24 protein-coding genes and 1 riboswitch are annotated in these 23,929 nt (G+C 59.6%); of the genes, 8 read left to right on the top strand and 16 right to left on the bottom strand.

What is annotated here, in order from left to right; translation table 11 throughout:
- Entirely contained in the window at positions 1-1,107 is a 1,107-nt protein-coding gene (locus ACJBF3_RS20445) for an ABC transporter permease (protein ID WP_045331610.1), read from the top strand.
- Here ACJBF3_RS20445 and ACJBF3_RS20440 read toward each other — a convergent pair.
- On the bottom strand, positions 1,069-1,479 hold the full coding sequence (locus ACJBF3_RS20440; RefSeq protein ID WP_023334980.1) for a YbhQ family protein: 411 nt from the start codon (positions 1,477-1,479) through the stop codon (positions 1,069-1,071). The two genes, ACJBF3_RS20445 and ACJBF3_RS20440, sit on opposite strands and share 39 nt — an antisense overlap.
- 133 nt (positions 1,480-1,612) lie before the next feature.
- Here ACJBF3_RS20440 and ACJBF3_RS20435 point away from each other — a divergent pair, with 133 nt between their 5' ends.
- The 3 genes from ACJBF3_RS20435 to ACJBF3_RS20425 are packed head-to-tail and all read left to right on the top strand — an operon-like array spanning position 1,613 to position 4,571.
- The gene (locus ACJBF3_RS20435; RefSeq protein WP_045331612.1) at positions 1,613-2,374 is read left to right on the top strand and encodes an endonuclease/exonuclease/phosphatase family protein; all 762 of its coding nucleotides are present in this window, start codon (positions 1,613-1,615) and stop codon (positions 2,372-2,374) included.
- Complete coding sequence (clsB, locus tag ACJBF3_RS20430) at positions 2,371-3,609, top strand: cardiolipin synthase ClsB (protein ID WP_045331615.1); 1,239 nt, start codon at positions 2,371-2,373, stop codon at positions 3,607-3,609. The genes ACJBF3_RS20435 and clsB overlap by 4 nt, the downstream gene beginning before the upstream one ends.
- A complete protein-coding gene (locus ACJBF3_RS20425; RefSeq protein ID WP_045331618.1) occupies positions 3,609-4,571 on the top strand; it encodes a YbhN family protein in 963 nt (320 codons plus the stop codon). Before clsB ends, ACJBF3_RS20425 begins: the two co-directional genes overlap by 1 nt.
- Before the next feature lie 89 nt (positions 4,572-4,660).
- Here the strand turns inward: ACJBF3_RS20425 and ACJBF3_RS20420 are convergent, their stop codons facing one another.
- The 6 genes from ACJBF3_RS20420 to moaA all read right to left on the bottom strand — a co-directional run bounded on the left by ACJBF3_RS20420 (position 4,661) and on the right by moaA (position 8,140).
- A complete protein-coding gene (locus ACJBF3_RS20420; RefSeq protein ID WP_045331241.1) occupies positions 4,661-5,368 on the bottom strand; it encodes a Bax inhibitor-1/YccA family protein in 708 nt (235 codons plus the stop codon).
- A 64-nt stretch (positions 5,369-5,432) separates the two neighbouring features.
- The gene (gene moaE, locus ACJBF3_RS20415; protein WP_406545242.1) at positions 5,433-5,885 is read right to left on the bottom strand and encodes a molybdopterin synthase catalytic subunit MoaE; all 453 of its coding nucleotides are present in this window, start codon (positions 5,883-5,885) and stop codon (positions 5,433-5,435) included.
- Position 5,886: 1 nt separating this feature from the next.
- Positions 5,887-6,132 (bottom strand): molybdopterin synthase sulfur carrier subunit, encoded by a 246-nt coding sequence (gene moaD / locus ACJBF3_RS20410; RefSeq protein WP_045331247.1) that lies wholly within the window; start codon positions 6,130-6,132, stop codon positions 5,887-5,889.
- On the bottom strand, positions 6,125-6,610 hold the full coding sequence (moaC, locus tag ACJBF3_RS20405) for a cyclic pyranopterin monophosphate synthase MoaC (RefSeq protein WP_008501142.1): 486 nt from the start codon (positions 6,608-6,610) through the stop codon (positions 6,125-6,127). Before moaC ends, moaD begins: the two co-directional genes overlap by 8 nt.
- 3 nt (positions 6,611-6,613) lie before the next feature.
- Positions 6,614-7,126 carry a molybdenum cofactor biosynthesis protein B gene (gene moaB / locus ACJBF3_RS20400; RefSeq protein ID WP_032638997.1) on the bottom strand — a complete coding sequence of 171 codons (513 nt, stop codon included), beginning with the start codon at positions 7,124-7,126 and terminating at the stop codon, positions 6,614-6,616.
- Positions 7,127-7,150: 24 nt separating this feature from the next.
- Positions 7,151-8,140, bottom strand: a complete 990-nt coding sequence (moaA, locus tag ACJBF3_RS20395; protein WP_045331250.1) for a GTP 3',8-cyclase MoaA — start codon at positions 8,138-8,140, stop codon at positions 7,151-7,153.
- Positions 8,128-8,262: riboswitch (molybdenum cofactor riboswitch) on the bottom strand. Its footprint overlaps the gene before it by 13 nt.
- A 225-nt stretch (positions 8,263-8,487) precedes the next feature.
- Here moaA and yvcK point away from each other — a divergent pair.
- Complete coding sequence (yvcK, locus tag ACJBF3_RS20390) at positions 8,488-9,396, top strand: uridine diphosphate-N-acetylglucosamine-binding protein YvcK (protein ID WP_045331253.1); 909 nt, start codon at positions 8,488-8,490, stop codon at positions 9,394-9,396.
- Between the two features lie 126 nt (positions 9,397-9,522).
- Here the strand turns inward: yvcK and ACJBF3_RS20385 are convergent, their stop codons facing one another.
- Together ACJBF3_RS20385 and uvrB are read right to left on the bottom strand one after the other, a co-directional pair.
- Complete coding sequence (locus ACJBF3_RS20385; RefSeq protein ID WP_045331256.1) at positions 9,523-10,680, bottom strand: DDE-type integrase/transposase/recombinase; 1,158 nt, start codon at positions 10,678-10,680, stop codon at positions 9,523-9,525.
- 103 nt (positions 10,681-10,783) lie between these two features.
- Positions 10,784-12,799, bottom strand: a complete 2,016-nt coding sequence (gene uvrB, locus ACJBF3_RS20380; RefSeq protein ID WP_045331257.1) for an excinuclease ABC subunit UvrB — start codon at positions 12,797-12,799, stop codon at positions 10,784-10,786.
- Between the two features lie 751 nt (positions 12,800-13,550).
- On the opposite strand from uvrB, the gene ACJBF3_RS20375 reads away from it, so the two are divergent.
- Positions 13,551-14,273 carry an ABC transporter ATP-binding protein gene (locus ACJBF3_RS20375; RefSeq protein WP_045331259.1) on the top strand — a complete coding sequence of 241 codons (723 nt, stop codon included), beginning with the start codon at positions 13,551-13,553 and terminating at the stop codon, positions 14,271-14,273.
- On the opposite strand, the gene bioD is transcribed toward ACJBF3_RS20375, so the two are convergent.
- The 4 genes from bioD to bioB are packed head-to-tail and all read right to left on the bottom strand — an operon-like array spanning position 14,236 to position 17,863.
- Positions 14,236-14,937 carry a dethiobiotin synthase gene (bioD, locus tag ACJBF3_RS20370; protein WP_059517965.1) on the bottom strand — a complete coding sequence of 234 codons (702 nt, stop codon included), beginning with the start codon at positions 14,935-14,937 and terminating at the stop codon, positions 14,236-14,238. The two genes, ACJBF3_RS20375 and bioD, sit on opposite strands and share 38 nt — an antisense overlap.
- Complete coding sequence (bioC, locus tag ACJBF3_RS20365; RefSeq protein ID WP_045331264.1) at positions 14,930-15,685, bottom strand: malonyl-ACP O-methyltransferase BioC; 756 nt, start codon at positions 15,683-15,685, stop codon at positions 14,930-14,932. The genes bioD and bioC overlap by 8 nt, the downstream gene beginning before the upstream one ends.
- Positions 15,669-16,826: an 8-amino-7-oxononanoate synthase gene (gene bioF / locus ACJBF3_RS20360; protein ID WP_045331266.1), complete on the bottom strand. Its 1,158-nt coding sequence runs from the start codon at positions 16,824-16,826 to the stop codon at positions 15,669-15,671. Before bioF ends, bioC begins: the two co-directional genes overlap by 17 nt.
- Positions 16,823-17,863, bottom strand: a complete 1,041-nt coding sequence (bioB, locus tag ACJBF3_RS20355; protein ID WP_033144975.1) for a biotin synthase BioB — start codon at positions 17,861-17,863, stop codon at positions 16,823-16,825. Before bioB ends, bioF begins: the two co-directional genes overlap by 4 nt.
- 86 nt (positions 17,864-17,949) lie before the next feature.
- On the opposite strand from bioB, the gene bioA reads away from it, so the two are divergent.
- Both bioA and ACJBF3_RS20345 read left to right on the top strand, forming a co-directional pair.
- A complete protein-coding gene (gene bioA, locus ACJBF3_RS20350; RefSeq protein WP_072265695.1) occupies positions 17,950-19,239 on the top strand; it encodes an adenosylmethionine--8-amino-7-oxononanoate transaminase in 1,290 nt (429 codons plus the stop codon).
- Positions 19,240-19,287: 48 nt separating this feature from the next.
- Positions 19,288-19,764: a kinase inhibitor gene (locus tag ACJBF3_RS20345; protein ID WP_045331274.1), complete on the top strand. Its 477-nt coding sequence runs from the start codon at positions 19,288-19,290 to the stop codon at positions 19,762-19,764.
- A gap of 86 nt (positions 19,765-19,850) precedes the next feature.
- Here the strand turns inward: ACJBF3_RS20345 and hutH are convergent, their stop codons facing one another.
- The 3 genes from hutH to ACJBF3_RS20330 form a co-directional block, all read right to left on the bottom strand.
- Positions 19,851-21,371, bottom strand: a complete 1,521-nt coding sequence (gene hutH / locus ACJBF3_RS20340; RefSeq protein WP_045331279.1) for a histidine ammonia-lyase — start codon at positions 21,369-21,371, stop codon at positions 19,851-19,853.
- On the bottom strand, positions 21,368-23,056 hold the full coding sequence (gene hutU, locus ACJBF3_RS20335; RefSeq protein ID WP_045331282.1) for a urocanate hydratase: 1,689 nt from the start codon (positions 23,054-23,056) through the stop codon (positions 21,368-21,370). The genes hutH and hutU overlap by 4 nt, the downstream gene beginning before the upstream one ends.
- A gap of 126 nt (positions 23,057-23,182) precedes the next feature.
- Positions 23,183-23,917 carry a histidine utilization repressor gene (locus ACJBF3_RS20330; RefSeq protein ID WP_045331285.1) on the bottom strand — a complete coding sequence of 245 codons (735 nt, stop codon included), beginning with the start codon at positions 23,915-23,917 and terminating at the stop codon, positions 23,183-23,185.
- Between the last annotated feature and the right edge of the window lie 12 nt (positions 23,918-23,929).

The raw sequence follows: 23,929 nt of genomic DNA, 5'->3' as shown, positions 1-23,929 counted from the left end.
ATGTTTCACCGTTTATGGACGTTAATACGCAAAGAGCTGCAGTCCCTGCTGCGCGAGCCGCAAACCCGCGCCATTCTGGTGTTGCCGGTGCTGATCCAGGTTTTGCTGTTCCCGTTTGCCGCGACGCTTGAGGTGACCAACGCCACCATTGCCATTTACAACGAGGACAACGGCAGGCATTCCGTCGAGCTGACGCAGCGTTTTGCCCGGGCAAAAGCCTTTACCCACATCCTGCTGCTGAAAAGCCCGCAGGACATTCAGCCGACCATCGACACGCAAAAAGCGCTGCTGCTGGTGCGCTTCCCGGCGGATTTTTCCCGCTATCTGGATACCTTACAGACCGCGCCGATGCAGCTGATCCTCGACGGGCGCAACTCCAACAGCGCCCAGATTGCGGCCAACTATCTGCAGCAGGTGGTGAAGGATTACCAGCAGGAGCTGATGGAGGGTAAACCGAAGCCCAACAACAGCGAGCTGGTGGTGCGCAACTGGTACAACCCGAATCTGGACTACAAGTGGTTCGTGGTGCCGTCGCTGATCGCCATGATCACCACCATCGGGGTGATGATCGTCACCTCCCTTTCCGTGGCCCGCGAGCGCGAACAGGGCACGCTGGACCAGCTGCTGGTCTCCCCGCTCGCCACCTGGCAAATTTTCGTCGGCAAAGCGGTGCCGGCGCTGATCGTTGCGACCTTCCAGGCCACCATCGTGCTGGGGGTGGGAATTTGGGCATACCAGATCCCCTTTGCCGGTTCGCTGGCGCTGTTTTACTTCACGATGGTGATTTACGGGCTGTCGCTGGTGGGGTTTGGGCTGTTAATTTCGGCGCTGTGCTCGACGCAGCAGCAGGCGTTTATCGGGGTATTCGTCTTTATGATGCCCGCGATTTTGCTCTCCGGGTACGTTTCCCCCGTCGAGAACATGCCGGTGTGGCTCCAGGATCTGACGTGGATAAACCCGATTCGCCACTTTACGGACATCACCAAGCAGATCTATCTGAAGGATGCGAGTCTGGATATTGTCTGGGGAAGTTTGTGGCCGCTGCTGGTCATCGCGGCCACGACGGGCTCAGTGGCGTACGCGATGTTTAGACGCAACATCGCGTAGCTTTTTCTCTTTGGTCAGCAACGAGACCACCGCAGGCCCTGCGAGGATCGCCAGACCCGCCAGGGCCAGCAGCAGGTTGTTTTGCAGCACGCGTGACAGCAGCCACAGCACGATCATCGCCGCACCAAAGTACCAGGTGGTGGTGAGCTCCTCGAGCACGTCACCCACCTCACGCCAGCGCGCTTCATGGTGGCGCTGTAAGAACAGCATCGACAGCACGGTGACGCCATAGAGGACGCATAGCCCCAGGCCGACACGCACCAGCGTGCCGCTCATCCAGCCCATCACCAGTACGGCCACGACCAGTAAATGCAACATTATCTGCCAGCAACTTAACCCCGTTGCGACACGAACACGTTGTTGCCACTTCATGGCTTCTCTCCTGAAGGATTTTTCTCTGCTTAATCAGACTACCGCACTTTACGGAAAATTCCGTAACGCCGCATCTTTTTGTGACGCCGACTACACTTTATTTTCATTGGGATAGTCACTCAGGAAGGAGCTTATGACTCAAAAAATGCAGCATTTCTCGCTTAAGGTGCTGACGATAAACATTCATAAAGGCTTCACAGCATTTAACCGCCGCTTCATTTTACCGGAGCTGCGCGACGCGGTACGCACCGTGAGCGCCGATATTGTCTGCCTGCAGGAGGTGATGGGCGCGCACGAAGTCCATCCGCTTCACTTTGAGAACTGGCCCGACACGCCGCACTATGAATTTTTGGCCGACACCATGTGGAGCGATTACGCCTACGGCCGCAATGCGGTCTATCCGGAAGGCCATCACGGCAACGCGGTGCTGTCCCGTTACCCCATTGAACATTACGAAAATCGCGACGTTTCCGTCGGAGAAAGCGAAAAGCGCGGCCTGCTTTACTGCCGCATTACCCCGCCCGATCTTGAGCGTCCTGTCCATGTTGGCTGTGTTCATCTTGGCCTTCGCGAGGCCCATCGCCAGGCGCAGCTGAAAATGCTGGCAGACTGGACCAACGCGCTTCCCGAAGGTGAACCGGTGGTGGTAGCGGGCGATTTCAACGACTGGCGGCAGCGGGCAAACCATCCGCTGAAGGTGCAGGCCGGGCTGGAGGAGGTTTTTACTCGCGCCAACGGCAGGCCCGCGCGCACCTTTCCGGTCCGTTTCCCGCTGCTCCGGCTTGACCGCATCTACGTGAAAAATGCCCACGCCAGCAGCCCGACCGCCCTGGCGCTCCTCAACTGGCGACATCTTTCCGACCATGCCCCGCTCAGCGCGGAGATCCACCTATGAAATGTTCCTGGCAGGAAGGCAACCGGATCACGCTGCTGGTCAACGGGGACGAGTATTACCCGGCCGTGTTTAAGGCGATTGATAACGCTAAGCAGAGAGTGATCCTCGAAACCTTTATCTGGTTCGAAGATAACGTTGGCAAACAGCTGCACGGCGTGCTGCTGCGCGCCGCGCGACGCGGCATCAAAATTGAAGTGCTGCTGGATGGCTACGGCTCGCCGGACCTCAGCGATGGGTTCGTCAATGAACTGACCGCTGCGGGCGTGGTGTTCCGCTACTACGATCCCGGTCCGCGCCTGTTCGGCATGCGTACCAACCTTTTCCGCCGGATGCACCGCAAAATTGTGGTGGTGGATGAGACGGTGGCGTTCGTCGGCGGCATTAACTACTCCGCCGAGCACATGTCCGACTACGGCCCGGAAGCGAAGCAGGATTACGCCATTCGCATTGAGGGCCCGGTAGTGCAGGACATCGTATTATACGAACTGGAGAACCTGCCGGGGAAAGAGGCCGTTCGCCGCTGGTGGAAACGCCGCCATCGCCCGGAGGAGAACCGCAAGCCTGGCGAAGCGCAGGCCCTTTTCGTCTGGCGCGACAACGGCGAGCACCGGGACGATATTGAACGCCATTACCTGAAGATGCTCGCCAACGCGAAGCGCGAGGTGATTATTGCTAACGCCTACTTCTTCCCGGGCTATCGCCTGCTGCACGCCATGCGCAACGCGGCCCGGCGCGGGGTACGGGTGAAGCTGATTGTGCAGGGCGAGCCGGATATGCCGATCGTCAAAGTCGGCGCGCGGCTGCTGTATAACTATCTCGTGAAGGGTGGCGTACAGATCTACGAATATCGCCGCCGACCGCTGCACGGCAAAGTCGCGCTGATGGACGATCACTGGGCCACCGTCGGCTCCAGCAATCTGGATCCGCTGAGCCTGTCGCTCAATCTTGAAGCCAACCTGATCATTCACGATCGCCAGTTTAACCAGACCCTGCGGGATAACCTGCAGGCGCTGATCGTTAACGACTGCGTGCGCGTGGACGAGTCTATGGTGCCGAAACGCACCTGGTGGAATCTGGGCATCAGCGTGGTGGTGTTCCACTTCCTGCGTCATTTCCCGGCGATGGTCGGCTGGCTGCCGGCGCATACGCCGAAGCTGGCGCAGGTAGACCCTCCGGTACAGCCCGAAATGGAAACCCAGGACCGCGTTGAGGCGGAAGACGGAGGCAAACCCTGATGTCAAAATCGCATCCACGCTGGCGGCTGGCGAAAAAGATCCTGACCTGGCTGTTTTTTATTGCGGTCGCGGTCCTGCTGGTGGTTTACGCGCAGAAAGTTGACTGGGAAGAGGTGTGGAAAGTTATCCGCAACTACAACCGGATGGTGCTGCTGGGCGCTGCCGGGCTGGTTATCGTCAGCTACCTGATGTACGGCTGCTATGACCTGCTGGGCCGGGCTTACTGCGGCCACAAGCTGGCCAAGCGCCAGGTGATGCTGGTGTCGTTTATCTGCTACGCCTTTAACCTGACGCTGAGCACCTGGGTCGGCGGCATTGGCATGCGCTATCGCCTTTACTCGCGGCTTGGCCTGCCGGGCGGCACCATCACGCGTATTTTCTCGTTAAGCATCACCACCAACTGGCTAGGCTATATTCTGCTCGGCGGGGTAATCTTCACCATCGGCGTGGTGCAGCTGCCCGCGCACTGGTATATCGATGAGGCCACGCTGCGCATTCTGGGCATCGTGCTGCTGCTGATTATCGCCTTTTATCTGTGGGCCTGCGCTTTCGCTAAGCGCCGTCATATGACCATCAAAGGGCAAAAGCTGGTGCTGCCCTCGTGGAAGTTCGCCGTGCTGCAGATGGCGGTATCCAGCGCCAACTGGATGGCGATGGGGGCCATCATCTGGCTGCTGATTGGCGAGGACGTGAATTACTTCTTCGTGCTGGGCGTGCTGCTGGTGAGCAGCATTGCGGGCGTCATTGTGCATATTCCGGCGGGGATCGGGGTGCTGGAGGCGGTATTTATTGCCCTGCTGGCCGGGGAGCATGTCTCACAGGGAACGATTATCGCCGCCCTGCTGGCGTACCGTATGCTCTATTACTTCCTGCCGCTGGCGCTGGCAACGGTCTGTTATCTGGCGCTGGAGAGTCGGGCGAAGAAGCTGAGAGCGAAGAACGAAAAGGTAATGGCGAAATAAATAAGTCGGGTGGCGGCTTCGCCTTACCCGGCCTACGGTTCGCGTTTCGTAGGCCGGGTAAGGCGAAGCCGCCACCCGGCAAAACAACCCTAGCGACGGTTGCCGAAAATCCGCAGCAGCATCAGGAACAGGTTGATGAAGTCCAGATAGAGCGTCAGCGCGCCCAGAATCGAGTATTTGCGCAGGTTTGCACTGTCGCGCACGTCGATCTGCTCGCCGATGTTTTTCAGCTTCTGCGTGTCATACGCCGTCAGCCCAACGAAGACCACCACCCCGATGTAGGTAATGGCCCACATCAGCGCGTCGCTCTTCAGCCACAGGTTCACCAGCGACGCCAGCACAATCCCAATCAGCCCCATAAACAGCATGCTGCCAAAGCCGCTCAGATCGCGCTTCGTGGTGTAGCCGTAGAGGCTCATCGCGCCGAACATTCCGCCGGTCACCACAAACGTGCTGGCGATGGAGGAGTAGGTGTAGACGATGAAAATACTGGAAAGCGTCAGCCCCGTTAGCGCCGAATAGAGCATAAACAGCGTGGTCGCCATCCCCGCGCTGAGCTTATGCACCAGACCGGAGAGCACGAACACCAGCCCCAGCTGGGCGATAATCAGCCCAAAGAAGGTGATTTTGCTGGAGAAAATAAACATCATCAGCTCGGGCGTGTTCGCCGCATACCACGCGATAAACGCGGTAAGCAGCAGGCCGACCGTCATCCAGCCGTACACCTGAGCCATATACGTCTGCAGGCCGCTACGGGTCTGCTGTACTATTGAATCGGAACGCGGAAATCGGTCCATGATTCACTCCTGATTAAGATTAAGTAGACACACACCTTAAGATTAACACATCCACGTCAACCGACTACCAACGGCTGACGGCTTGTTTGTCGCTGTCGCGGGATTCTACCCAGCGATCGCCCTCCGGCGTCGCTTCGCGCTTCCAGAACGGGGCTTTGGTTTTGAGGTAATCCATAATGAACTCCCCTGCCGCAAAGGCGCTGCCGCGGTGCGCGCTGGTCACGCCGACAAAGACAATCTCTTCGCCTGGCCACATCTCGCCGATGCGGTGGATCACCGTAACGCGCCCGAGCGGCCAGCGGCCTCGCGCCGCCTCCACAATCTCCGCCAGCGATTTCTCGGTCATTCCCGGATAGTGCTCCAGCGTCAGCGCCTTCACGCTGTCGCCGAGGTTGTGGTTGCGCACCTTGCCGGTGAAGGTGACGACCGCGCCGTCTTCATCGCGTTCCGCCAGCCAGCTGTATTCTGTCCCCACGTTAAAACGCGCGGGACTCACCAGAATTCGGGTTTCAGCCATCTCAGCCCCCCGTAACCGGCGGGAAGAAGGCCACTTCATCCCCTGCGGTCAGCGGATGGCTGAATTCCACCAGCGTCTGGTTAACGGCCGCCAGCAGCTTGCCTTCGTCGAGCGCCAGCGCCCAGCGGTCGCCCTGCGCCGCCAGATGCGCACGCAGGGCGGCTACGTTTTCAAAAGAGGCATCCAGCGTCAGGCTGTCGGTATTCACCAGCTCGCGCACCTGGGCAAAAAAGAGCACCTTAATCATGGCTGTCCACCTTAAAATCACCAGATTTGCCGCCGCTTTTAGCCAGCAGGCGAACCGGGCCAATCACCATATCTTTCTGCACCGCTTTGCACATGTCGTAGATGGTCAGCGCGGCAACGGAGGCCGCCGTCAGCGCCTCCATCTCGACGCCGGTTTTGCCGGTTAAGCGGCAGAGTGACTCAATCCGCACGCGGTTGTGCTCCGGCTGCGCCTGCAGGTTCACTTCCACCTTGCTCAGCATCAGCGGATGGCACAGCGGGATTAAGTCCCAGGTCCGCTTGGCGGCCTGAATCCCCGCAATGCGCGCGGTGGCAAAGACGTCGCCCTTGTGGTGACTGCCGTCGATAATCATCGCCAGCGTTTCCGGCAGCATGGTAACGAACGCTTCCGCGCGCGCCTCGCGCACCGTCTCGGCTTTGGCAGAGACGTCCACCATATGCGCTTCGCCAGCGGCGTTAATGTGGGTCAGTTGTGACATAGCTTATTTCTTTAAATGAGGATGAAAATTACACGGACGGGTACGGGCATCGAGCTGCGGAGCGATGATGTTTTCCCACGCGGTGCGGCAGGCTTTGGTCGAGCCCGGCATGGCGAAAATCAGGGTTTTGTTAGCCACGCCGGCAACGGCGCGCGACTGCAGCGTGGAGGTACCGATCTCTTCAAAGGAGAGCATGCGGAACACTTCGCCAAAGCCTTCCACCTCGCGGTCGAACAGCGGGATGAGCGCCTCGGGGGCCTGATCGCCCGCGGTAAAGCCGGTGCCGCCGGTGATCAGCACCACCTGCACGTCATCGCTGGCGATCCACTGCGAGACCTGCGCGCGAATGGCGTAGCGGTTCTCCTTCACGATAGCTTTATCGACGATGTGATGCCCCGCGTCATGGGCCGCCTCGCGCAGCCAGTGGCCGGAGGTATCATCCTCTTCGCCACGGCGGTCGGAAACGGTAAGGATAGCAATGCGTGTCGGGATAAATTCTGCGCTGACCTGACTCATCTTCTGATTCCTTCTTAAGCCTGATTACCCGCCGATGTAAGACAGGTTCTGAGTTATGCCGGTATTGCCCTGGTGCAGGAAGTGGGTCTGTTTTTTATGCGTCAGGGCTTCAGAAATACGCGCTTCAAGCGCGGCCTGCTGCGCATCGTTTTCCAGCAGATCGCGAAGGTCTACGCCGCCGTCGCCGAACAGGCAAAGGTGGAGCTTGCCAACGGAGGAGACGCGCAGGCGGTTACAGCTGGCGCAGAAGTCTTTCTCATAGGGCATGATAAGACCAATCTCGCCTTCGTAATCAGGATGACAGAAGACCTGCGCCGGGCCGTCGCTGCGCTGGCGGATCTGGTGGATCCAGCCGCGCCTGAGCAGCGCGTCGCGCAGCACCATGCCGGAAATGTGATGACGCCGGAACAGCTCGCTGCCCTCGCCGGTTTCCATCAGCTCGATAAAGCGCAGCTGAATGGGACGGGATTTTATCCACGCCAGGAAGGTGTCCAGCTGATGATGGTTTACATCACGCATCAGCACCGTGTTGACTTTGACTTTTTCGAAGCCCGCCGCGAATGCCGCATCGATCCCGTCCATGACCTGCTGGAACTTATCCTGGCCGGTAATGGCGTGGAACTGGCGGGCATCAAGGCTGTCCACGCTGACGTTGATGGCGGTTAAGCCCGCCTCGCGCCAGTTCGCCACGTCACGCGCCATGCGGTAACCGTTGGTGGTCACCGCAATCTGGCGGATGCGCTCGTTTTCACGCACGGCGGCAATGATGTCGGGGAAATCGCGGCGCAGAGAGGGTTCACCGCCGGTCAGACGCACTTTCTCGGTGCCGAGCTCAGAGAAGGCGCGCGTGACGCGGCGCACCTCATCCACGGAGAGAAAGCCGTTATTGGTGACGCCGCCCGGCTTGTAGCCGTCGGGCAGGCAGTAGGTGCAACGGAAGTTGCACACATCGGTAATCGACAGACGCAAGTAATAAAACTTACGCGCGAAAGCATCAGTAAGTTGTGAAGCCATGTACACCTTTCCAAATACGGGAGGCACAGTCATTTCTTTCTGTACCCTGGTGGCTCATTCGCCACGGCCAGAGCGCCATATCTTTCGACACAGGCACAAAGGCTAGAGTGTATGTTTTCAATATTGAAAACGTGGTTAGGGCGATAGTAGCGCGGAAATTCTGACGACGCCATTATCACTTTACGCTATATAATCATCTATATAGCGGATTATTGCTGCATTTTCGCTACAGAATACCTAAAAATCGTATTTTCACATTGATATACGTCATTTTGACTCGGGTGAGGCATCGTCTTTTAGGGGTAGTTAGGTTACTGTTACGCGATCGAACGTGATAAGGAATACGTATGCGCAATCGCACTTTTGCGGATCTTGACCGAGTGGTCGCTCTTGGCGGAGGGCACGGCTTAGGCCGGGTGATGTCCTCTTTGTCGTCGCTCGGCTCAAGGCTGACGGGGATAGTCACCACCACCGATAACGGCGGCTCCACCGGACGCATCCGTCGTGCCGAAGGCGGTATTGCCTGGGGAGATATGCGCAACTGTCTGAACCAGTTAATTACCGAGCCAAGCGTCGCGTCGGCGATGTTTGAGTACCGTTTTGGCGGCAATGGCGAACTTTCCGGGCATAACCTCGGAAACTTGATGTTAAAGGCGCTGGATCACCTGAGCGTAAGGCCTCTGGAAGCCATCAACCTGATCCGCAACCTGCTCAAAGTGGACGCATTCCTGATCCCCATGTCTGAACAACCGGTTGACCTGATGGCAATCGACGCTGAAGGGCATGAAGTGTACGGCGAGGTGAATATTGACCAGCTCCTCATGCCGCCAACGGAGCTCATGACCTATCCAGCCGTGCCCGCCACGCGGGAAGCGGTGGAGGCCATTGGGGAAGCGGATCTTATTCTGATCGGCCCGGGCAGTTTCTATACCAGCCTCATGCCCATTCTGCTGGTGAAAGAGCTGGCGCAGGCGCTGCGCCGCACTCCGGCGCCGATGGTTTATATCGGCAATTTAGGCCGTGAGCTGAGCCCGGCGGCGGCGAGCCTGTCGCTGGCGGACAAGCTGAATCTCATGGAGCAGTACGTCGGTAAAAAAATTATCGACGGCGTGGTGGTCGGGCCGAAGGTGGATGTCTCCGGCATTGGCGACCGCCTGGTGGTCCAGGAGCCGCTGGAAGCGAGTGATATTAAATATCGCCACGACCGCCATCTGCTGCGCGAGGCGCTGGAGAAGGCGATTCAGGCGCTGGGCTGACAAAAAATCCCCGGTGGCGCTGCGCTTACCGGGGCTACAAGGGGCACTTAACCCGTAGGCCCGGTAAGCGCAGTGTATGACCGGATACATAGGTGACAGATCAGACCGGGAACATAGGTAACACTTTTAGTCTATCCGGATCACACTCTGGGTTTTTCGGTCGTAGTACGCAAGCGTTATCCCGTTAAAGATGATGGCCTCAAGGCCATCATCCTGTTCTTCCAGCATGATGTACTCATCCGTCAGTGCTTCACTCAGGAACACCGTCCCCTTTTTCCCCATATAGAGCGTCCCTCTCGATTTCACCCTGTAGACTGTACCTCCTTCCGGATAAGCATATTCAGGAACACGGCCATCCCAGCGCCGGTTCGAGGGTTGCCATACCGTTCCGGGTGTTGCACCCGCCAGTGCTTCATGCGGCCTTTCATGGTTAAATTCCTCCCGATAGTCAGTGAACCAGCGCTGTTGTTCTTCCATCGTCATGAAGGTATTGCCCTGTTTTACCGCACTTTTCAGGGAACGGTGCATTCGCTCATGGCGTCCATTTTCTTCCGGATGACCCTTTCTGATACGCTCTGGCCTGATGCCCAGCTTGATTAGCCAGACGGCAAGACGACTTAATCCGGCTATTCCCGTGCCTGCGAAGGGCTGACCATTATCGGTTCTGAGCACTTCCGGCAGACCGTATTCCAGGAACGCCTCTGTCAGGCACTCTCTGACGAAGGGTTCACTCTCCCTGTGTGTTCCCCGGCAGCTCAGCAGATACCGGCTGTGATTGTCGGTCAGCGTGAAGGGATGGCTGTACTCTCTGCTCAGCAGCCTGAACTTGCCTTTAAAATCAGCGCTCCAGACCTGATTGTTCTCACTGATGACGGTCAGGGGCCGGCGATTGCCCGGGGTTCTGCGTTTTCGCTTTTTATCCGGAACCAGGCCTTCACGCTTGAGGATATCGCCGATAGTGCTGGCAGCAGGTACGGTAAAATCGACGTGATGATTAAGCAGCCACATCCGCAGTTTTTTCGGCCCCCAGTCAGGGTGTTTTTGACGCAGGGCTGTGAGGTGACCGACGATATCATCAGGAACCATCCGGGAACGGGAGCGTGGCGCGCGCGAGCGGTCAGAGAGAGATGAGAGGTCAGAAGGGTCAAAACGTTGAAGCCATTTATAGCCGGTTTTACGGCTGATGTTAAAAAGGCGGCAAAGAGCGGAGAAGGAGTCCGTGCCTGCATGGCAGGCACGGATAAAATCAAGGCGTTGCATAGGTCGGGTCTCAGTCCAGGGCATAGCGAGTCTCCTCTTCTATGCCAGTTATAACTGTTACCCATGTATCCGGTCTAAAGTGTTACCCATGTTTCCGGTTCATACCGCAGCGCCACCGGGCAAGAAGCTACGATGCGGCAATAAACAGATCCCGCAGCTGATGCAGCTGGTCGCGGATCTGCGCCGCCTCTTCGAACTCCAGGTTCTGCGCGTGCTGCATCATCTGCCCTTCCAGCTCGTGGATTTTCTGCTGCAGCGCCTTCGGCGTCAGCACGACGGTATCTTCTTCCACCACTGAACGCGCCTTGCCGCGACCTTTTGCTTTGGTTTTGGCAATGTTCTGACCCAGCGCAAGAATATCCACCACCTTCTTGTTCAGCCCTTGCGGGGTAATGCCGTGCTCTTCGTTGTAGCGCTGCTGTTTCTCGCGGCGGCGCTCCGTTTCACTAATCGCTTTCGCCATCGACGGGGTGATTTTATCACCGTACAGAATCGCTTTGCCGTTGACGTTACGCGCCGCGCGGCCAATGGTCTGGATCAGGGAGCGTTCAGAACGCAGGAAGCCCTCTTTATCCGCATCCAGAATCGCCACCAGCGAGACTTCCGGCATATCCAGGCCTTCTCGCAGCAGGTTGATCCCCACCAGCACGTCAAACTCGCCCAGACGCAGGTCGCGGATAATCTCCATGCGCTCCACGGTATCGATATCCGAGTGCAGATAACGCACCTTCTCGCCGTGCTCTTCGAGATATTCGGTCAGGTCTTCCGCCATACGCTTGGTGAGCGTGGTCACCAGCACGCGCTCGTTGATGGCGGAACGGGCGCGAATTTCCGAAAGCAGATCGTCCACCTGCGTGGCGACCGGACGCACTTCGATAATCGGGTCCAGCAGCCCGGTCGGACGTACGACCTGGTCAACCACCTCATCGCCCGATTTCTCCAGCTCGTAGTTGCCCGGCGTGGCCGAGACGTAAATGGTTTGCGGCGCTAACGCTTCAAACTCTTCAAACTTCATCGGACGGTTATCCAGCGCCGACGGCAGGCGGAATCCGTACTCCACCAGCGTCTCTTTACGCGCGCGGTCACCGCGGTACATCCCGCCGATCTGCGGGATCGTGACGTGGGATTCGTCGATCACCAGCAATCCGTCAGCCGGAAGGTAATCAAACAGCGTCGGCGGCGGCTCGCCCGGCCCGCGCCCGGAGAGGAAGCGCGAGTAGTTTTCGATGCCGGAGCAGTAGCCCAGCTCGTTCATCATCTCAAGGTCGAACTGCGTGCGCTGGCTGAGGCGCTGCTCTTCCAGCAGCTTATTGTTCGCCAGCAGCACCTTGCGGCGCTCGGCCAGCTCTATTTTGATCTCTTCCATCGCCTGCACGATACGCTCGCGCGGCGTCACGTAGTGCGTTTTTGGGTAGATGGTGAAGCGCTGGACCACCGACTCAACGTGTCCTGTCAGCGGGTCGAAAAGCGACAGCCGCTCGACCTCCTCGTCAAACAGCTCGACGCGCAGCGCCATATCGTCCGATTCCGCCGGGAAGATGTCGATCACCTCACCGCGCACGCGGAAGGTGCCGCGCTGGAAGGCCTGGTCGTTGCGGGTGTACTGCAGCTCGGCCAGGCGACGCAAAATCGCACGCTGGTCGATGATCATCCCCTGCGTCAGGTGCAGCATCATCTTGAGATAGAGATCAGGATCGCCCAGACCGTAGATCGCCGAAACCGACGCGACCACAACCACATCACGACGCTCCAGCAGCGCCTTGGTGGCCGACAGCCGCATCTGCTCGATGTGTTCGTTCACCGAGGCATCTTTTTCGATAAAGGTGTCAGAGCTCGGTACGTACGCTTCAGGCTGGTAGTAATCGTAGTAGGAGACGAAATACTCCACGGCGTTTTCCGGGAAGAACTCTTTCATCTCACCGTAAAGCTGCGCGGCCAGGGTTTTATTGGGCGCCAGCACCATCGTTGGACGCTGGAGATCGGCAATCACGTTGGCGATGGTGAACGTTTTACCCGAGCCGGTTACCCCGAGCAGCGTCTGGTGCGCCAGCCCGTCTTCCAGCCCCTCTTCGAGACGACGGATCGCCTCAGGCTGATCGCCAGATGGACGGAAAGCAGAATTCAATTTGAACGGTTTACTCATGGGCGACAACCTGATGACGTTATAAGCGGCAGGTGAGTAATTTTACTCGTTGTTGCCAGGAATGCCAGTAAAAAACACTGGATGAAAAACCAGTAGCATGTCAGGATATTTAGCGTAGCGCCTGAATCATTAGCGCGATAGCGACAAAATTTGGGCTGTGACAACATAAAACACCAGTCAGGTCAGGTTATCCCCAGAACTTTTTCTTTTTTAACATTTGTCAAGCCAGGTAATGATAGTTTTATGGCAACGGGTGACACTTTCATGACGGGAATTGCTTTTATCTAAGCAATTAAAAATTAAACGATATTTTCTAAAGCCGCGTTTCGCGTCAATTTGGGCGAAAGCCGCGTCTTCTCTCGCTTATCGCGTGTTTTCTAACTCTAATGCACATGGTTATCCACAGGAATAGTGGATAACTGCTTCCAGCCCATACGGCGTGGCGCTCGGCAAATTCCCGGATTTTCCCACGAGACGGCAGGAAAAAATTTTTATAGCTCTTTTTTGCTGATTAACAGTTGCGTCATTCATAACCAACCGATGCGATCTTGCTCACATTTTCATCATTTCTGACGCTGCACCACAACCCAACACCGCCAGCACCGTCCGTGTGCAATCCCGGCTGTTATCCGCCGCGCGCTTGTGACTTATTCCTAAAAAAGCCGTTTTTTTAAGCACTTTTCGATTTCTGGCAGGGGTTTTGCAGACTCAACTATGAGCCTCACCTACACACATTTTTAAGGAGAGAAAGATGTTGAGTCTGCGTGCTGTAAATCAGTTTTACGGAAGCCAACATACGCTATGGAACGTGAATGGGGATTTTCCGCAGGGAATGTGTACAGGCGTCGTTGGCCTGCCGGGGATGGGGAAAACCACCCTCATGAACTGCATTGCCGGGAGAGTGCCCGTCGAAAGCGGCAGCATCATCTGGCACGAGGCGGGGGCACCGCCCCGCGATTTGCTCAACCTGCCGCCAGAACCGCGTTCAGGACCGGGGATAGGGTATGTCCCGCAGGACAGGCGGATCTTCTCCCAGCTGACGATTGAGGAAAATCTGCATATCGCCATGCGGGCGATGGGGAAACCCAACCCGGAGGCGAAAAGTGACGTTTACGACCTGTTTCCGGCGCTCTACGCGCTGCGACAGACCCGAGCCAACGCGATCTCTCCGGACGACCAGTATCAGCTGGCGCTGGCTAATGCGCTGGTCAACCGTCCGCACCTGCTGATCCTCGATGAGCCCCTGCTCGGCGCAGGCTACAGCTTCGCCCAGAAGCTGGGGCAGCTGCTGGGGCGCTTAAACCGGGAGTTGGGTATGACGGTGCTGTTAGCGGAGCAGCAGCTGTCGTTTATCCGCCGGGTGGCGGACCGTTTCTGTCTGCTCTATCGCGGGCGTAACGTGGCGCAGGGCCACGTTAACGAGCTGGATGACGAGCTTATCGCTCACTGGATGACGCGGGAAGCAAGGCGCTGAGATCGAGGTAACGTCCGGTGTCGGCTTTATCCACGCCGTCAGCCAGCCAGGGGATCTCCCCAAGGCACGGCGCGGGCAGGACGCGCCCAAGCGTCGCCAGATATTCCTGGTGTCGTTTACCCGGCGCAACCACGTCGTTAGCTATCCAGCCCGCCAGCCGCAGCCCCGCCTGCTGGACGGCCTGCGCGGTAAGCATGGCGTGGTTAATACAGCCCAGCTTAACGCCGACCACCAGAATGACCGGAAGCCGCTCGGCCTGCACCCAGTCCGCAAACGTCTGCGTGTCCGAAAGGGGCGTAAACCAGCCCCCCGCACCTTCCACCAGCACCCAGTCGGCCTGGCTCTCCAGCGCCCGTAATCCGGCAGACAGCACGGCAAAATCAATCGGACGATCTTCGTCGGCGCTGATGATGTGCGGCGAGGTCGGCTCGGCAAAGGTGTACGGATTCACCGCTGAATAGGCAAGCTCAAGGGTACTGTTACGCTGGAGCGCCAGCGCGTCGGTGTTGCGTAGCCCTTCCGCCCTCATCTCGCTGCCGGAAGCGACAGGCTTGTATCCGGCGGTGTTTTTCCCGAGCCGTCTCGCCGCCTGCAGCAGCGCCGAGCTGGCAACCGTTTTACCTACTTCCGTATCCGTTCCGGTGACAAAATAACGTTCAGTCACGTTCGATAATCCCATGAAAAAGTTGATAGGAGAGCGGGAATCGACCCCGCTGCTGCGGCCAGGCCAGCTCCAGGCGCTGTAGCTGACCCCGGGTGAGCGGTTTTTTCTCGCGCCCGGCATGCAGGTGCGTGGCGCCAATGCCCTTCAACGAGCGCATGGCGCTAAGCGCATCGCTAAAATTGAGCGTGATGGTCTGCACCGTACTGCGGTAGCGCCAGCCTGCCAGCGCCTGCGTCACCTGCTCGTGCGATAAAAAGCGGTTAGCGTGCGGCTGCTCATCCACTGCTTTCCAGGCCTGATTCAGCTCCGGCAGCGAACTTTCCAGCAGGGTGGTAAAGGCCACCTTCCCGCCCGGCCGCGCCACGCGATACAGCTCGCGTAAGGCCTGCGGCAGGCTGCTGCACCACTGGACCGCCAGATGACTCCAGACCAGATCGAACTGGGCATCCCCCAGCGGGATCGCCTCGATATCGGCCAGCAGATAGCGATCTGCTGCCTGCCCCTGACGCGCCACGTCGAGCATCCGGTCCGAGAGGTCGATCGCCGTGACCCGGCTTCCCGCCTCGCGCCAGTAGCGGCTATTGCTGCCGGGACCACAGCCGGCGTCCAGCACCTGCGGAAAGCGCTTCTCGCCAAGCGCGGCCAGAAGCCCCGCCGCGCTCTGGCGCTGCAGGTCATCGTGCTGCGAATAGCTCTGGGCGGCGCGACCGAATGCCGCCGCGACGGCCTGCTTATTCACCGGCATCATGGAGCACCTCCAGCAAGGTCTGGATATCGCGCGCTTCATGCGCCGCCGTCAGGGTTAAGCGCAGCCGGGCGGTACCCGGCGGAACGGTGGGCGGACGAATGGCGGTGACCCACATGCCCCGCTCGCGCAGCGCCTGTGCCAGGGCCAGCGCACGACCATTTTCGCCGACAATCACCGGCTGGATGGCGCTCTGCGAATCGGGACTGCGGAAGGGTAATGCCGCTAATCCCTGGCGGAAGCGGGCAATATGCTCTGCCAGACGCTGGCGACGTGCCTCCCCTTCTGCGCTGCGGATCACCGCCAGGGACGCAGAGAGCGCCACCGCCTGCGCCGGGGGCATGCTGGTGCTGTAGATCAGGTGTCGGGCAAACTGCAGCAGATAGTCGGCGACGGACTCGCTGCACAGCACGGCAGCGCCGCTGGCGCCAAAGCCCTTGCCGAAGGTGACGATCAGCAGCTCCGGCTTCACGTTTTGCCGGTACGCGCTGCCGCGGCCTTCGTCGCCCATCACGCCAATCCCGTGAGCATCGTCCACCAGCAGCCAGGCGTTTTGCCGCTTTGCGGCCTCGTGCAGCGCGGCAAGCGGCGCGCTGTCGCCGTCCATGCTGAACACCCCTTCCGTGACCGCCAGCTGCTGTCCTTCGCAGGGTTTTTCCAGCAGCGCAGCGAGCTGTACCGCGTCGTTATGGGCAAAGCGGCGCAGCTGGGCCGGGCTTAAATTTGCCGCCTCCAGCAGCGAGGCGTGGCTGAGTCTGTCGGCGACAATGCGATCGTCCTTCCCCATCAGGGCCGTGATGACCGCCTGGTTGGCGGCAAAGCCGGAGATAAAAAGCAGCGCGCGCGGGTAGCCGAGCCAGTCGGCAAGCGCCTCTTCCAGCGCCTGATGCGCCGTGGTGTAGCCGCTGACGTGTCCCGAGCCGCCGCTGCCCACGCCAAACCGCTCCGCGCCCTGCTGCCAGGCGCGGACGATGGCCGGATGCTGGCTCAGCCCGAGATAATCGTTGCTGGAGAAGTTGCAGAACTGACGCCCCTCGCGGGTAAGAAAACGGCCCGCGCCGTTTTCCACCACCCTGCGGACGCGAAACGCCTCTGCCGCCCGGCGTTCGTCCAGCGCGGTATTAATTCGTGCCTGCCAGGTCATACGGCTGCCGCGTTGTAGAACTGGTCGGTGTCGGCGTTAAAAATCTGCTGCTCCAGCTGCTGCTGTTGCTCGTTATCGCCCGTCAGCACCTCGGTCTGATGCGGGTTCAGCCCCAGCTTGCGGAACAGCTGTACGTCTTTGTCCTCTTCCGGGTTCGGCGTGGTCAGCAGCTTGCAGCCGTAGAAGATGGAGTTGGCCCCGGCCATAAAGCACATCGCCTGGGTCTGCTCGTTCATCTGCTCACGGCCGGCAGAGAGGCGCACGAAAGAGGTCGGCATCATGATGCGCGCCACCGCGATGGTGCGGATAAAATCAAACGCATCCACGTCGTCGTTATCCGCCAGCGGCGTGCCTTTGACCTTCACCAGCATGTTGATTGGCACGCTTTCCGGCGGGGTCGGCAGGTTCGCCAGCTGCAGCAGCAGGCCCGCGCGGTCTTTCACCGTTTCGCCTAAGCCCACGATGCCGCCGGAGCAGACCTTGATCCCCGCGTCACGCACTTTATCCAGCGTGTCCAGACGCTCCTGATAGGTACGCGTGGTGATGATGTTGCCGTAAAATTCAGGCGAGGTGTCGAGGTTGTGGTTGTAGTAATCCAGCCCCGCGGCCGAGAGGCGCTGCGCCTGCTCTTCGTTGAGCGTACCGAGGGTCATACAGGCTTCGAGGCCCATCTCCTTCACACCCTTTACCATCTGCTCCAGGTACGGCATGTCGCGATCGTGCGGATTCTTCCACGCCGCGCCCATGCAGAAGCGGGTTGAGCCGGCGTTTTTCGCCTTGCGCGCGGAGTCGAGCACCTGCTCGACTTCCATCAGGCGCTCGGATTCAAGACCGGTTTTGTAGCGCGCGCTCTGCGGGCAGTATTTGCAGTCTTCCGGGCAGGCGCCGGTCTTGATTGACAGCAGCGTGCTGACCTGAACATGGCGCGGATCGAAGTGCTGACGATGCACCTGTTGGGCTTCGAACATCAGCTCAAGAAAAGGTTTGTTGAATAATTCAGTGACTTGCGACATCGTCCAGCGTGCGTGGTGAGCCATCGGGCTTCTCCAAAGGGTTTTGTTAATTTTCGGTTCGGTTTATACTCGTAAACCTAAAACTTTTCAAAATGGTTTACAAGTCGATTATGACCCAGGACGATCTCGCCTTCGACAAGCAGCATATCTGGCACCCTTACACCTCCACGACCCGCCCTCTTCCCGTCTACCCGGTAGCCTCCGCCCACGGCTGCGAGCTGCACCTTGCCAGCGGCGAACGGCTGGTCGACGGAATGTCCTCCTGGTGGGCGGCCATTCACGGGTACAACCACCCGCGCCTGAACGCGGTGATGAAGGCGCAGATTGACCAGATGTCGCACGTGATGTTTGGCGGCATCACCCACCAGCCCGCGGTGGATCTTTGCCGCCGTCTGGTGGCGATGACGCCTCAATCGCTCGAGTGCGTTTTCCTGGCCGACTCCGGCTCCGTGGCGGTGGAAGTGGCGATGAAGATGGCGCTGCAGTACTGGCATGCGAAGGGTGAAGCGCGCCAGCGGTTCCTCACCTTCCGCAACGGCTATCACGGGGATACCTTCGGGGCGATGTCGGTGTGCGATCCGGACAACTCCATGCACAGCCTGTGGAAGGGCTATCTGCCGGAAAACCTGTTTGCTCCGGCCCCGCAGAGCCGCTTCGACGGCGAGTGGAACGAGATGGACATGGTCGGCTTCGCGCGGCTGATGGCGGCGCATCGTCACGAGATTGCTGCCGTCATTCTTGAACCCATCGTGCAGGGGGCGGGCGGCATGCGTATGTACCACCCGGAATGGCTGAGGCGCATCCGCAAGATGTGCGACCGCGAAGGCATTCTGCTGATTGCCGACGAGATCGCCACCGGATTTGGCCGCACCGGGAAGCTGTTTGCCTGCGAACATGCGGGCATTGCGCCGGATATTCTGTGTCTGGGCAAAGCGCTGACCGGCGGCACCATGACGCTCTCGGCCAGCCTCACCACCCGCCACGTTGCCGACACCATCAGCGACGGCGAGGCGGGCTGCTTTATGCACGGCCCGACGTTTATGGGCAACCCGCTGGCCTGCGCCGTCGCCAGCGAAAGCCTTGCGATTCTGGAAAGCGGCGAGTGGCAAACGCAGGTGGCGGCGATTGAGGCGCAGCTGAAAGCGGAGCTGTGCGCCGCCTCGGGGGCGAACTTCGTCGAGGACGTGCGCGTGCTGGGCGCCATCGGGGTGATTGAAACCACCCATCCGGTTAACATGGCGGCGCTGCAGCGCTTCTTCGTAGAGCAGGGCGTCTGGGTGCGGCCTTTCGGCAAGCTTATCTACCTGATGCCGCCGTACAGCATTACGCCAGCGCAGCTGCGTAAATTAACCGATGCGGTCGTAACAGCCGTTAACATTCCCGCGCATTTCGCGATTTAACCCGATGCATTACACTTGCTGAACGAGCGATCAACGAGGGTAAACCGTATGAAAATCATCAGTAAAGATCTGCGCGACGGTGAAAAGCTGCCGGAACGCCACGTATTCAACGGCATGGGGTATCAGGGAGACAATATCTCTCCGCACCTGGCGTGGGACGAGGTTCCGGCAGGCACCAAAAGCTTTGTCGTGACCTGCTACGACCCGGATGCGCCAACCGGCTCCGGCTGGTGGCACTGGATCGTGGCGAACCTGCCTGCCGACACGCGCGTGCTGCCGCAGGGTTCCGGTTCAGGCCTGGTTGCCCTTCCTGACGGCGCGATTCAGACGCGCACTGACTTTGGTAAAGCGGGCTACGGCGGCGCGGCACCGCCAAAAGGGGAAACCCACCGCTATATCTTCACGGTGCACGCGCTGGATGTGGAGAAGATTGAGGTCGATGAAGGGGCGAGCGGCGCGATGGTTGGATTTAACGTGCATTTCCATACCCTCGGAAACGCGTCGATTACGGCGATGTATTCGTAAAAAAAAGCCGGGTGGCGGCTACGCCTTACCCGGCCTGGATTTCGCACTCGCAGGCCCGGTAAGCGCAGCGCCACCGGGCAAAAAAATCACAGCACCGAAGGTAACAGGCCCACCAGTCGCCCTTCTTCCAGAAGCTGCATCGCCTTATCAATATCCGGCGCAAAGAAGCGGTCGTCATCGTAATGCGATACATGCTCGCGCAGCGCATGACGCGCCTGCTCCAGCAGCGGGCTGGATTTTAGCCCTTCACGCAGATCGATACCCTGACTTGCCGCCAGCCATTCCACCGCCAGCACGCCGCGGGTGTTGGAGGCCATTTCCCAGAGACGACGCCCGGCAGCCGGTGCCATCGAAACGTGATCTTCCTGATTCGCCGAGGTTGGCAGGCTGTCCACGCTGTGCGGGTGCGACAGCGCCTTGTTCTCGCTTGCCAGCGCTGCGGCCGTCACCTGAGCAATCATAAAGCCCGAGTTGACCCCGCCGTTGCGCACCAGGAACGGCGGCAGCTGCGACATGTGTTTATCCATCATCAGCGCGATGCGGCGCTCGGACAACGCGCCGACCTCGGCAATCGCCAGGGCGATATTATCCGCCGCCATCGCCACCGGTTCAGCGTGGAAGTTGCCCCCGGAGACCACCTCGTTTTCCTCGGCGAAGACCAGCGGGTTATCGGACACCGCGTTAGCCTCCACCAGCAGCACCTCAGCCGCCTGGCGCAGCTGCGTCAGGCACGCGCCCATTACCTGCGGCTGGCAGCGCAGGGAGTACGGATCCTGCACCTTCTCGCAGTTGTGGTGTGAATCGGCAATCTCGCTGGTGTCGGTAAGCACGTGGCGGTACATCGCGGCGGCATCAATCTGCCCGCGCTGGCCGCGCACCTCGTGGATGCGGGCGTCGAACGGGCGACGCGAGCCCAGCACGGCTTCGGTGGTCAACGCACCGCACACCACCGCCGAGGCAAACAGATCTTCCGCTTCGAACAGGCCGCGCAGCGCGAAGGCGGTCGATGCCTGGGTGCCGTTCAGCAGCGCCAGCCCCTCTTTCGCCGCCAGCGTGATCGGGCTTAAGCCCGCTTTTTTCAGCGCCTCTTTCGCAGGCAGCCACTCGCCCTGCCAGCGCGCTTTGCCTTCACCCAGCAGCAGCAGCGACATGTGCGCCAGCGGCGCGAGATCGCCGGAGGCACCGACGGAGCCCTTCGCCGGGATCCACGGATAGACCTCCGCATTGACCAGCGCCATCAGCGCCTGGATCACGCTCAGGCGGATGCCGGAGAAACCGCGCGCCAGGCTGTTGATTTTGAGCACCATCATCAGACGAACGATCTCGTCGTCCAGCGGCTGGCCGACGCCCGCCGCGTGCGACAGCACCAGCGAACGCTGCAGGTTTTCCAGATCGTGCGTCGCAATGCGGGTCTGCGCCAGCAGGCCAAAGCCGGTGTTAATCCCGTAAGCCGTGCGCCCTTCGGCAACGATGGCTTCAACGCAGGCGACGCTGTCGTTAATGGCGGCGTGGGCGCTTTCATCCAGCGAAAGGGTGACCGGCTGACGCCAGACGTTACGCAGCTGTTTCAGCGTCAGCGAGCCGGGAGTGAGTGTTAAGGCGTTCATTCATGCTTTCCTTGTGTGGCAGGGATCATCGGCAGGTTAAGTCCCTGCTCTTTGGCACAGTCAATGGCAATTTCGTAGCCCGCATCCGCGTGACGCATCACGCCGGTTGCCGGGTCGTTGTGCAGCACGCGAGCGATACGCGCGGCGGCTTCATCGGTTCCGTCGCAGACGATGACCATCCCGGAGTGTTGGGAGAAGCCCATCCCCACGCCGCCGCCGTGGTGCAGCGATACCCAGGTCGCGCCGCTGGCGGTATTGAGCAGAGCGTTCAGCAATGGCCAGTCGGAGACCGCATCCGAGCCGTCGCGCATGGCTTCGGTTTCACGGTTCGGGCTGGCAACGGAGCCGGAGTCCAGGTGGTCGCGGCCAATGACGATCGGCGCGGAGACTTCGCCGCTGCGCACCATCTCGTTAAAGGCCAGGCCCAGCTTTTGTCGCCACTCCAGGCCTACCCAGCAGATACGCGCCGGCAGCCCCTGGAAGTTAATGCGCTCGCGGGCCATGTCCAGCCAGCGGTGCAGGTGTTCGTCATCGGCGACGATCTCCTTTACTTTGGCATCGGTTTTGTAGATATCTTCCGGATCGCCGGAGAGGGCAACCCAGCGGAACGGACCGATACCGCGGCAGAACAGCGGACGGATATAGGCAGGCACGAAGCCCGGGAAGTCGAAGGCGTTATTCACGCCCATCTCTTTCGCCATCTGGCGGATGTTGTTGCCGTAATCAAAGGTCGGGATCCCCATCTGGCTGAAGGCCAGCATAGCGGAGACGTGTTCCGCCATAGAGCGCTTCGCGGCGAGCACCGTACCTTCCGGGTCGGTTTCCGCTTTCTGCTGGTAGGCTTCCCACGTCCAGCCTTTTGGCAGATAGCCGTGCAGCGGGTCATGGGCGCTGGTCTGGTCAGTGACCAGATCCGGACGCACGCCGCGGGCGACAAGTTCAGGCAGAATATCCGCCGCGTTGCCGCACAGGGCGATCGACACCGCTTTGCCTTCGGACGTGTATTTTTTGATACGCGCCAGCGCGTCATCGAGATTCTCGGCCTGTTCGTCGACGTAGCGGGTACGCAAACGGAAATCAATGCGGCTCTGCTGGCACTCAATGTTTAACGAGCAGGCACCGGCGAGCGTGGCGGCCAGCGGCTGCGCGCCGCCCATGCCGCCCAGACCGGCGGTCAGTACCCAGCGGCCTTTCAGCGAGCCGCTGTAGTGCTGGCGACCGGCTTCCACGAAGGTCTCGTAGGTGCCCTGCACAATGCCCTGGCTGCCGATGTAGATCCAGCTCCCGGCGGTCATCTGGCCATACATCGCCAGCCCTTTCGCGTCGAGTTCGTTGAAGTGTTCCCAGGTGGCCCAGTGCGGCACGAGGTTAGAGTTGGCGATCAAAACGCGCGGCGCGTTTTTGTGCGTTTTGAACACGCCAACCGGCTTGCCGGACTGCACCAGCAGGGTTTCGTCGTGTTCGAGTTCGGTCAGGGATTTTACAATTGCGTCATAGCATTCCCAGTTGCGCGCGGCGCGGCCAATGCCGCCGTAGACCACCAGCTCGTGGGGGTTTTCCGCCACCTCAGGATCGAGGTTGTTCATCAACATGCGCAGCGGGGCTTCGGTGAGCCAGCTTTTGGCGGTAAGCGTGGTGCCGCGCGCGGCGCGGACGTCCTGCTGGCGGTATTTACCTGACGACATTGTGTGCTCCTATACGGGACAGATGATGCATTTAGATATACTTGTATAGACAAGCACACACAAGGTCAGATTTAACAAAAAAGATACAATTTTGTTATATTGCGTTAGCGATCACGCTTATAAAACTTATGACATGAAATGGCCCTGCAGCCGGTAACGGTTCCCCGGGAAAAGCAGCCTGGCATGGGACACAATGTGCGACGAGGACCAGGTACGGCGGCGGATCAGCAGGCACGGATCGTGCTCTTTAATACGCAGCCTTTCGCACTCCTGCGGCGTGGCGCGCACGGCCTCCACGATGTGTTCCCCTTCCGTCAGCGGTGCGACGAGCGAGAGATAGGCATGCGGCGTGGTCTGGGTGTAATCCTGGCTGAGATAGTCCGGGATCCGCTCAGCGTTCACGCAGCGATCTTCAATCTGTACCGGAACGTCGTTCTCAAAGTGCACCATCACCGAGTGGAAGATGCGGCTGCCTTCTTTAACATTAAGCTCTGCGGCCTGCTCGGCGCTGGCCTGGGTCTCTTCAAGCACCAGCACCTCGCAGCGGTGCTGATGATTACGCGCGGCAATCTCGTCCGCAATGCTGCGGATTTCAAACAGCGCCGACTGCCCTTTCGGCTCCGCCACGAACGTCCCCACGCCCTGCAGGCGCACCAGCAGCCCTTCGTCGGTCAGCTCGCGCAGCGCCCGGTTGATGGTCATCCGGCTAAAGCCAAACTGCGCCACCAGGTCAGCCTCCGACGGAATGCGGTCGTGCGGCCGCCAGACGCCGGTGGCGATTTTTTCGCTGATCGCCTGCTTTACCTTTTCGTAGAAAGGTGCGGGAGGGCTCGACGGCGGCAGGGGTGAGCGTGAAAACATCGTGACTCCTTG

Source organism: Enterobacter sp. PP-008-ECC_S150 (genome assembly GCF_045257065.1).
Classification (GTDB): Bacteria; Pseudomonadota; Gammaproteobacteria; order Enterobacterales; family Enterobacteriaceae; genus Enterobacter; species Enterobacter chengduensis.
Note: the sequence above shows the minus strand (reverse complement) of the source record. Positions and strands in the feature narration are given on the sequence as shown.